Source organism: Parasedimentitalea maritima (assembly GCF_005771405.1).
Taxonomy (GTDB): Bacteria; Pseudomonadota; Alphaproteobacteria; order Rhodobacterales; family Rhodobacteraceae; genus Parasedimentitalea; species Parasedimentitalea maritima.
On the sequence record NZ_VAUA01000020.1, the window covers coordinates 1 to 5,976 of the forward strand.

The following is a 5,976-nucleotide window of genomic DNA, read 5'->3' on the forward strand; positions in this document are numbered from 1 at the left end:
TGGTTGCGGGAGTAGGATTTGAACCTACGACCTTCAGGTTATGAGCCTGACGAGCTACCGGGCTGCTCCATCCCGCGACAGTTTTGGTTGTCCTACCGCCCGGAGGGCTACTTGAGGACGTTTGCGACACCCACGGTTAGGATGTTGCCTGTCCCCTTCAGGGAGTTTTGGTCTGAAGGGTATTCTTTTTGTAATCGTTTTAAGAGATCTGGTTCTTATTAGGTTTGGCGGTGCCCTACTCTCCCACGCCTTAAGACGCAGTACCATCGGCGCAACAGTGCTTAACTTCCGGGTTCGGGATGGGACCGGGTGTATCACTTGCGCTATGACCACCAAACCGAATAAGAACCAGTCCGCTCATTTCAGAGCGGTACAATCAACATGTTGTCCAGGTTAAGTTTAGTTCTGTTTATAGTGGCTGCTGATTTCAGCCACTTGGAATGTATGCTTTGATTATCGTTCACAGAGTTTCTGATTTATCAGTCTGTCTATTACTGGATCAAATCAAGCCTATCGGACCATTAGTACCAGTCAACTGAATGCGTTACCGCACTTACATCTCTGGCCTATCGACGAGGTGGTCTACCTCGGTCCTCAGGGATACCTTGTTTTGAGGGGGGCTTCCCGCTTAGATGCCTTCAGCGGTTATCCTGTCCGAACATAGCTACCCAGCACTGCCGTTGGCACGACAACTGGTCCACCAGTGGTTCGTTCACCCCGGTCCTCTCGTACTAGGGGCAACTCCTCTCAAGTATCCTACACCCACGGCAGATAGGGACCGAACTGTCTCACGACGTTCTAAACCCAGCTCACGTACCTCTTTAAACGGCGAACAGCCGTACCCTTGGGACCTGCTCCAGCCCCAGGATGAGATGAGCCGACATCGAGGTGCCAAACACTGCCGTCGATATGGACTCTTGGGCAGTATCAGCCTGTTATCCCCGGCGTACCTTTTATCCGTTGAGCGATGGCCCTTCCACTCGGGACCACCGGATCACTATGGCCGACTTTCGTCTCTGCTCGACTTGTCAGTCTCGCAGTCAGGCTGGCTTCTGCCATTGCACTCAACGAGCGATTTCCGACCGCTCTGAGCCAACCTTCGCGCGCCTCCGTTACGCTTTAGGAGGCGACCGCCCCAGTCAAACTACCCGCCACACAGGGTCCCGGATCCAGATAATGGACCGCGGTTAGACATCAAGCAGAGCAAGGGTGGTATCTCAAGGGAGGCTCCACCAAAACTGGCGTTTTGGTTTCGAAGCCCACCACCTATCCTGCACATGCTCGGCCTAATGCCAATGTGAAGCTGTAGTAAAGGTGCACGGGGTCTTTCCGTCTAACCGCGGGAAGCCTGCATCTTGACAGGCAATTCAATTTCGCTGAGTCTATGTTGGAGACAGCGGGGAAGTCGTTACGCCATTCGTGCAGGTCGGAACTTACCCGACAAGGAATTTCGCTACCTTAGGACCGTTATAGTTACGGCCGCCGTTTACCTGGGCTTCAATTCAGAGCTCTCACTCCTCCTTTTAACCTTCAGGCACCGGGCAGGCGTCAGACCCTATACGTCGTCTTGCGACTTCGCAGAGCCCTGTGTTTTTAATAAACAGTCGCCACCCCCTGGTTTGTGCCCCCAGCTCCCACTTGCGTAGGAACCGGGCCTCCTTCTCGCGAACTTACGGAGGTATTTTGCCGAGTTCCTTCAACATAGTTCTCTCAAGCGCCTTGGTATTCTCTACCTATCCACCTGTGTCGGTTTAGGGTACGATCTCATGGAAGGGCTATTTCCAGGGACCTCTCAGCAGCCCATTCAATCCAATAAGGATGAACTACCTCTGAGATCCGTCACCACTTCCTGGCCCAGGAATATTAACCTGGTTCCCATCGACTACGCCTTTCGGCCTCGCCTTAGGGGTCGGCTTACCCTGCTCAGATTAGCTTTAAGCAGGAACCCTTGGATTTTCGGCGAGAGTGTCTCTCACACTCTTTGTCGCTACTCATGTCATCATTCTCACTAGTGATCTCTCCACGGGATGGCTCACGCCCCCGCTTCATCGAAAGATCCGGTCCTCCAAGGCCTTCATGATGAAGACTAAAGAGGATAGGATCTATGTCACACTACGCTCTGCTACCATGCACTATGTGCATCCTCGGCTTCGGCTCATGGCTTGAGCCCCGTTACATCTTCGCCGCAGGACAACTTAATTAGACCAGTGAGCTGTTACGCTATCTTTAAAGGATGGCTGCTTCTAAGCCAACCTCCTGGTTGTTTTGGTCGTCCCACCTGCTTTCCCACTTAGCCATGAATTAGGGGCCTTAGCCGGAGGTCAGGGTTGTTTCCCTCTTCACTACGGACGTTAGCATCCGCAGTGTGTCTGCCATCTAGTACTCCCGGGTATTCGGAGTTTGGTTAGGGTCAGTAAGGCTGTATGCCCCCATTGCCCATCCAGTGCTCTACCCCCCGGGGTATTCGGATGACGCTCTACCTAAATAGATTTCGCAGAGAACCAGCTATCTCCGAGTTTGATTGGCCTTTCACCCCTTGGCACAGCTCATCCCGATCTTTTTCAACAGATGTGGGTTCGGTCCTCCAGTGCATGTTACTGCACCTTCAACCTGGCCATGCCAAGATCACTCGGTTTCGGGTCTGATCCATCTAACTCATTCGCCCTATTAAGACTCGCTTTCGCTGCGCCTACACCTAACGGCTTAAGCTTGCTAGATAGACCAAGTCGATGACCCATTATACAAAAGGTACGCTGTCAGGCCGCAAGGGCCCTCCAACTGATTGTAGGCGTTCGGTTTCAGGTACTGTTTCACTCCCCTCGTCGGGGTGCTTTTCACCTTTCCCTCACGGTACTGGTTCACTATCGGTCAGTAAGGAGTACTTAGCCTTCGAAGGTGGTCCTCCGATCTTCAGACAGAATTTCACGTGTTCCGCCCTACTTAATACGTCCTATCATGCTTCGAATACGGGACTATCACCCGCTATGGTCATGCTTCCCAACATGTTCTTCTCACACTCAAGGCTCGGCTGGTCCCCGTTCGCTCGCCGCTACTAGGGGAGTATCAATTGATTTCCTTTCCTCCGGGTACTTAGATGTTTCAGTTCCCCGGGTTTGCCTTTTTAACCCTATGTATTCAGGTTAAAAATACCTGGTTTACCTCATTATTGACAACCTTGCGGCTGACAATAACAAAGTATCAGGTGGGTTGCCCCATTCAGAAATTCATGGATCAAAGCTTATTCTCAGCTCCCCATGACTTATCGCAGAGTATCACGTCTTTCATCGCCTCTTACTGCCAAGGCATTCACCAAACGCCCTTCTCGCGCTTGATTTGATCCAGAAATAGAAAGACTTGCGTCTATCACAAGAGCGGAAGCTGGTAAGAAACCGCCCTCTTCATTCTGAGATCAAAAGCATACTTTCCCGCTCGCTTCATGTCGGTGAAGCGAACAATTTGAGCACGTCCCGTATGCAGTCCCCATCCGTGCGGGAGGAGACTGAAGACGTGCTCGGGTTAGTGTACTTAACTTGGACAACGCTGTCGTTTCAGACTGGCAGACTTAAGCGGATCCGAGGAAAGGGATCATGCAAAAGCTCGCGTCATACCCCGAAGGGTAATCAGCACCAAACTGAGGTCAGACCCTCACTCGGGTGACCAACAGTGTTGTTGATTGTATCTCTCTAAACGATGTCAAAGCTTCTTACGAAGCTGCGTCTGTAGAACAGACGTTCAAACATTCGAACCGAACGTTTGAAGATGTGTTCTACCAAGGTAATGGTGGAGCCTAGGAGGATCGAACTCCTGACCTCCTGAATGCAAATCAGGCGCTCTCCCAGCTGAGCTAAGGCCCCAAAACAATCCCCTTCGGGATGATGGTGGGTCGAGGAGGACTTGAACCTCCGACCTCACGCTTATCAGGCGTGCGCTCTAACCACCTGAGCTACCGACCCGGTTTCCGTTTTGCAAAACAAAACAAAACCCGTGTGCGAGCAGCACTCATGGTTACGTCACCGAACAGCTGCCGATAACGGCTGCTGCCGCAGTTTCTGAAGAGATATGAGGACGGCCTGGCTCTGTTTGAGCTCTGTGAACCCAAACTGAGACTTGCGTCTCTATGATCATTCACCCATTTCGGGCGCCCCTTCGTGAGAAGAGGAGATCTGCTAAGTGTTTCACGAGATCAGCAAGCTGATCTGGCTAGAAACATCCTTAGAAAGGAGGTGATCCAGCCGCAGGTTCCCCTACGGCTACCTTGTTACGACTTCACCCCAGTCGCTGAACCCACCGTGGTCCGCTGCCCCCTCCGAAGAGGTTGGCACACGGCCTTCGGGTAGACCCAACTCCCATGGTGTGACGGGCGGTGTGTACAAGGCCCGGGAACGTATTCACCGCGTCATGCTGTTACGCGATTACTAGCGATTCCGACTTCATGGGGTCGAGTTGCAGACCCCAATCCGAACTGAGACAGTTTTTTGAGATTAACTCATTGTCACTGCCATTGTAGCACGTGTGTAGCCCAACCCGTAAGGGCCATGAGGACTTGACGTCATCCACACCTTCCTCCCGCTTATCACGGGCAGTTTCCCTAGAGTGCCCAGCTTAACCTGCTGGCAACTAAGGATGTGGGTTGCGCTCGTTGCCGGACTTAACCGAACATCTCACGACACGAGCTGACGACAGCCATGCAGCACCTGTCACTAGGTCCCGAAGGAAGGCTCCATCTCTGGAGTTGTCCTAGGATGTCAAGGGTTGGTAAGGTTCTGCGCGTTGCTTCGAATTAAACCACATGCTCCACCGCTTGTGCGGGCCCCCGTCAATTCCTTTGAGTTTTAATCTTGCGACCGTACTCCCCAGGCGGAATGCTTAATCCGTTAGGTGTGTCACCGAATAGCATGCTACCCGACGACTGGCATTCATCGTTTACGGTGTGGACTACCAGGGTATCTAATCCTGTTTGCTCCCCACACTTTCGTACCTCAGCGTCAGTATCGAGCCAGTGAGCCGCCTTCGCCACTGGTGTTCCTCCGAATATCTACGAATTTCACCTCTACACTCGGAATTCCACTCACCTCTCTCGAACTCTAGACCAGGAGTTTATGAGGCAGTTCCAGGGTTGAGCCCTGGGATTTCACCCCATACTTTCTGATCCGCCTACGTACGCTTTACGCCCAGTAATTCCGAACAACGCTAGTCCCCTCCGTATTACCGCGGCTGCTGGCACGGAGTTAGCCGGGACTTCTTTACTAGATACTGTCATTATCATCTCTAGCGAAAGTGCTTTACGACCCTAAGGCCTTCATCACACACGCGGCATGGCTGGATCAGGCTTGCGCCCATTGTCCAAGATTCCCCACTGCTGCCTCCCGTAGGAGTCTGGGCCGTGTCTCAGTCCCAGTGTTGCTGATCATCCTCTAAAACCAGCTAAAGATCGTAGACTTGGTAGGCCATTACCCCACCAACTATCTAATCTTACGCGGGCTGATCCTTCACCGATAAATCTTTCCCCCGAAGGGCGTATAAGGTATTACTCTCCGTTTCCAGAGGCTATTCCTTAGTGAAGGGTACATTCCCACGCGTTACTAACCCGTCCGCCGCTCGCCCCCGAAGGGGTGCGCTCGACTTGCATGTGTTAGGCCTGCCGCCAGCGTTCGTTCTGAGCCAGGATCAAACTCTCAAGTTGAAAGCATCTTGCAATGCTATCCTTGACGTCGAACCTCTGCACATATCGTCCCATTGTTCAAATGGGACAGTTTAACCGTTTGGTTGTGCTTCAGTTTCAAAAGAAACAAAAGCCGTCCAAACAGTGAAGCTGACACTGGTCATCGGGTCGAAACCCTACCAGCGTTGATATATGCACAGGTTGATCCATCGAATGAACCAAACCGCCCACATATCTCTTCAGATATATAATTTGTCAAAGAGCAAGAGACAAAAACCAAACAGATGCGCCAATCTCTCAGCGCGCCCGCCTAA

3 tRNA genes and 3 rRNA genes are annotated in these 5,976 nt (G+C 52.1%); all 6 read right to left on the minus strand.

What is annotated here, in order from left to right:
* The 6 genes from FEE96_RS23335 to FEE96_RS23360 all read right to left on the minus strand — a co-directional run bounded on the left by FEE96_RS23335 (nt 1) and on the right by FEE96_RS23360 (nt 5,683).
* A tRNA-Met gene (locus FEE96_RS23335) sits at nt 1-77 on the minus strand.
* A 145-nt stretch (nt 78-222) separates the two neighbouring features.
* Nucleotides 223-337: ribosomal RNA gene (gene rrf, locus FEE96_RS23340) — 5S ribosomal RNA — on the minus strand.
* A 163-nt stretch (nt 338-500) separates the two neighbouring features.
* Nucleotides 501-3,334: ribosomal RNA gene (locus tag FEE96_RS23345) — 23S ribosomal RNA — on the minus strand.
* A 444-nt stretch (nt 3,335-3,778) separates the two neighbouring features.
* A tRNA-Ala gene (locus tag FEE96_RS23350) sits at nt 3,779-3,854 on the minus strand.
* 22 nt (nt 3,855-3,876) lie between these two features.
* Nucleotides 3,877-3,953 (minus strand) — tRNA-Ile (locus tag FEE96_RS23355).
* 263 nt (nt 3,954-4,216) lie between these two features.
* Nucleotides 4,217-5,683 (minus strand): 16S ribosomal RNA (locus FEE96_RS23360).
* The 16S, 23S and 5S rRNA genes sit together here with 3 tRNA genes alongside, the layout of an rRNA operon.
* Between the last annotated feature and the right edge of the window lie 293 nt (nt 5,684-5,976).